This window comes from Flavobacterium sp., assembly GCF_044338735.1.
Classification (GTDB): Bacteria; Bacteroidota; Bacteroidia; order Flavobacteriales; family Flavobacteriaceae; genus Flavobacterium.
Map to the genome: position 1 here is coordinate 1 of NZ_JBIIWV010000162.1, position 4,428 is coordinate 4,428.

A 4,428-nucleotide genomic window follows, 5' to 3' on the forward strand; every position below is an offset into this window, starting at 1 on the left:
AAACTGCTTCGAGCTAAGAAATTGTTGGCGGAGATAATCATTGGAAAGTAATTCACTTTTACAATTCCTAAAACTTTCCTAAAGTTTTTATTTTTTCTAAATTCATACTTCAAAATTCTAAATTTGATATTGTATCTTTGTGCATCTAATTGTTGGAATATGAACACTGTTTTAGAATCGATAACGCCGCCCGCACCCAAACCTAAATGGTTGCGCGTAAAATTACCAACGGGTCCTAAATATACAGAACTTCGCGGTTTAGTTGATAAATACAAATTAAACACCATTTGTACCTCTGGAAGTTGCCCAAATATGGGTGAATGCTGGGGCGAAGGTACCGCAACGTTCATGATTTTAGGAAATATCTGTACTCGTTCGTGTGGCTTTTGTGGTGTAAAAACAGGCCGACCTGAAACAGTAGATTGGGACGAACCTGAAAAAGTAGCACGTTCTATTAAAATTATGAACATCAAACATGCTGTTATTACTAGCGTGGATCGTGATGATTTAAAAGATATGGGTTCGATCATTTGGGCAGAAACAGTGAAAGCCATTCGCCGAATGAATCCAAACACGACTTTAGAAACTTTAATTCCAGATTTTCAAGGGAATACCAGAAATATAGACCGAATTATTGAAGTGGCACCCGAAGTAGTTTCGCACAACATGGAAACGGTCAAACGCTTGACGCGTGAAGTGCGCATTCAGGCTAAATATGAAAAAAGCTTAGAAGTGTTGCGTTATTTGAAAGAGCAAGGCATCAAAAGAACAAAATCGGGCATCATGTTAGGATTGGGTGAAACGGAGGAAGAAGTAATTCAAGTTTTACACGATTTAGCTGATGCGAAAGTGGACATTGTAACCATTGGTCAATACTTACAACCGAGTAAAAAACACTTACCTGTTAAAGAATTCATCACGCCAGAACAATTTGCAAAATATGAACAAATTGGGAAAGAATTAGGTTTTAGACATGTAGAAAGCGGTGCTTTAGTGCGATCTTCTTATCATGCCGAAAAACATATTCATTAAGCGGAATGATGGATGCTGGATGCTGGAAGTTTTTTTATATTCCGAATTCAAATAATTAATATTTACAACACTAACTTTTCAACTTGAAATTTGAAATCTGAAACAAAAATAAAAATTTCTATTAATGGTTTTGGAAGAATTGGACGAAATGTATTCCGATTACTTTTGAATCATCCTACAATTGAGGTAGTTGCTATAAATGACATTGCCGATAATAAAACAATGGCACATTTGATAAAGTATGATAGCATTCATGGTGTTTTACAGGAATCTGTTTCTTTTTTAGATGATTCAATAACTATTAATAATAATAACTATTTATTTTTTCACGAAAGTAACATTGGAAACTTAGATTGGAGATCATTAAATATTGATATTGTAATTGAATGTACTGGAAAATACAAAACATTTGAAGACCTGAACCAACATATTTTAGCTGGGGCGAAAAAAGTAATTTTATCGGCGCCTCCAGAAGACGAAAAAATAAAAACTGTTGTTTTAGGTGTCAACGAACATATTTTAGATGGTTCGGAAACCATTATATCCAATGCAAGCTGCACTACAAATAACGCAGCGCCAATGCTTAAAATCATTCACGAATTGTGTGGTATTGAACAAGCATATATCACAACCGTTCACTCCTACACTACAGATCAAAGTTTACACGATCAACCACATAAAGATTTACGAAGAGCACGCGGAGCTGCACAATCTATAGTTCCTACAACTACTGGAGCTGCAAAAGCATTGACCAAAATATTTCCAGAATTGGAAGGAAAAATTGGAGGTTGTGGCATTAGAGTTCCTGTTGCCGATGGTTCACTTACCGATATTACTTTTAATGTAAAACGGGAAGTTTCAATTGACGAAATTAATTTAGCGTTTAAAAAAGCGGCTGAAACCAATTTAAAAGGAATTATAGAGTATACCGAAGATCCAATTGTTTCGGTAGATGTTATTGGTAATCAAAATTCATGTGTTTTTGATGCCCAATTAACTTCAGTAATCGATAAAATGGTAAAAATCGTAGGTTGGTATGATAATGAAATTGGCTATTCATCTAGAATCATTGATTTAATTTCATTCGTATCCAAAAAATAAACTTTTTTTTTAATCACAAATCACTTAAATTGCGTGGTTAAAAATAATTTCATTTGAATTTACTTAAGCAAATTTTAATCGTATTCTTACTAGTAACTTGTACAAGCTACTCGCAATCAGTGTACAAAGATGTTGCCAAGATCAATGATAGTACCGATTACTATTTAGAAATTGGACTTTTTAACAAAGAGGAAAAAAAGTCGATCAGTAAGTCAATTTTATTTACAGAAAAAGCAATATCCTTTGCTAAAAATAAGCAGCAAAAAAATAAATTAGGAATTGGGTATTTGCAACTCGCCACAATTTACTTCGACATTGAAAAAAATGAACTTGCAATAGATAACTTCATAAGAGCAATCAATGTATTTGATAAAAAAAATCCGACTACAAATTTAGCACTCGCTTATTATGGATTAGGAAAATGCTATCTTAAAAAAAATAAAATTGGTGTAGCCGAAATTTATTTTGAAAAAGCAGCTTCACTTTATGAAGAACTTAATTTTTATGAAGCGATAGAACTAATCAACTTACAAAAAGGGATCATCAACAAAGAAAAAAGAAAGTTTGCAAACGCTACGTCAATATTAAAATCGGTTATTGAAAACTTAACAGAAGATACATTTATAACTACAAAAACTGAAGCTTACTTTCAATTAGGCGAAATTGAAATGGCACAAGGCAACTATACTTCAGCCATTAATTACTATAACCTTGCAAACAAATCAAACACTAATAATAAAACTGATTTTGGAATTTCAAAAAGAATTTTAAAGCAGTTGAGTGTTGGTTATGAAAAAGCAAAAAATCCTGACCAATCGTTAGTGTATTTGAAAAAATACTCCCACTTATCGGACTCATTAAATACCCGCTTTAATTCAAATGCTTCCGAAAACATGATTGATAAAGTTCAATTTGACGAACAATTAAAAAAAATTGAGCAGTTGGATAAAGAGAAAAAAAGCCAACAAAAAACACTACGCTTTTCAAAATTAATTTTTATTTTAAGTATTGCGCTTATTTCTATTTTATCGCTATTAAGTTTTTCTCTATACAAAAACAACAAAATAAGAATTACCTCAAATAAACTTTTAGAAGAAAAAAATAAAGAACTAACCCTTGAAAAAGAAAAAGCGGAACAAGCTTCAAAAGCAAGAGCCGAATTTTTATCTACTGTTAGTCATGAATTAAGAACACCCTTGAATGCCATAAATGGTATAACCTATTTGTTATTGCAAGAAAAACCAAAAGCCAGCCAACTCAACTATTTAAAATCGTTAGAATTTTCGGGAAGCTATTTGTTGCATTTTATCAATGATATTTTAGAAATTAACCGATTGGAATCGGATAAAATTCAAGTCGAAAAAATCAATTTCAACTTAAAAGAATTGATTGAAAATATTACCATTTCTTTTAAAGAATTCATTCAGGAAAACAACACGAAATGTCTTTTAACAATTGACCCTAGTATTACCGAATATTTAAAAGGCGATCCCACAAAACTTTCTCAAATCGTCATTAATTTACTAAATAACGCTATTAAGTTTAGTAAAAATGGGGCAGTTTGGTTTACTATTAAGAATTTACAGGAAAGTGATGAAACTATAAAATTACATTTCGAAATTAAAGATAACGGAATTGGCATACCTCTAGAAAAGCAAGACACTATTTTTGATAGTTTTAGTCAAGGTTCAGTAGAGATAAACAGAACCTATGGTGGCACAGGTTTAGGGCTTTCAATTGTTAAAAAAATTCTGGAGTTAATGGATAGTACTATTCATTTATCTAGCGAAAGTGGAAAAGGAAGTACATTTACATTTGAATTGCTATTTGAAAAAGGACAAAAAGAGGCGTTAAAATCAGCTCCAATAACAACCCTTTCAAACCTCAGCGAGAAAACAATTCTTCTTGTTGAAGACAACAAAATTAACCAAATGATTACCCAAAAAATGTTAGAAAACAAAGGTATTTCATGCGTTATTGTTGACAGTGGTGAAGAAGCGATTGAAAATATAAAAACAAATAACTACGATTTAATTTTAATGGATGTGCATTTACCAGGAATGAGTGGAACGGAAGCTACATCTGTCATAAGATCATTTGATAAGCAAACGCCTATAATTGCCCTAACAGCCATTTCATTAAACGAAAACAAAGAAACGCTACTTTCTTTTGGCATGAATGAAGTGATTACAAAACCGTTTGAACCTGAACATTTTTATTCGGTTGTCCATTCGTATTTAACTAAGAATAAATAATCAAATTTTTTATTAATTCACGCACTTTGGGTTCTGCTTT

3 protein-coding genes are annotated in these 4,428 nt (G+C 32.0%); all 3 read left to right on the plus strand.

Annotated elements, in window-relative coordinates:
* The first annotated feature begins 159 nt into the window (after nucleotides 1-159).
* Nucleotides 160-1,032 (plus strand): lipoyl synthase, encoded by an 873-nt coding sequence (gene lipA, locus ACIQZC_RS09285; RefSeq protein WP_396138948.1) that lies wholly within the window; start codon nucleotides 160-162, stop codon nucleotides 1,030-1,032.
* A 90-nt stretch (nucleotides 1,033-1,122) separates the two neighbouring features.
* Nucleotides 1,123-2,133 (plus strand): type I glyceraldehyde-3-phosphate dehydrogenase, encoded by a 1,011-nt coding sequence (gap, locus tag ACIQZC_RS09290; RefSeq protein ID WP_396138949.1) that lies wholly within the window; start codon nucleotides 1,123-1,125, stop codon nucleotides 2,131-2,133.
* A 53-nt stretch (nucleotides 2,134-2,186) separates the two neighbouring features.
* Complete coding sequence (locus tag ACIQZC_RS09295; protein WP_396138950.1) at nucleotides 2,187-4,388, plus strand: ATP-binding protein; 2,202 nt, start codon at nucleotides 2,187-2,189, stop codon at nucleotides 4,386-4,388.
* The last annotated feature ends 40 nt before the right edge of the window (nucleotides 4,389-4,428 follow it).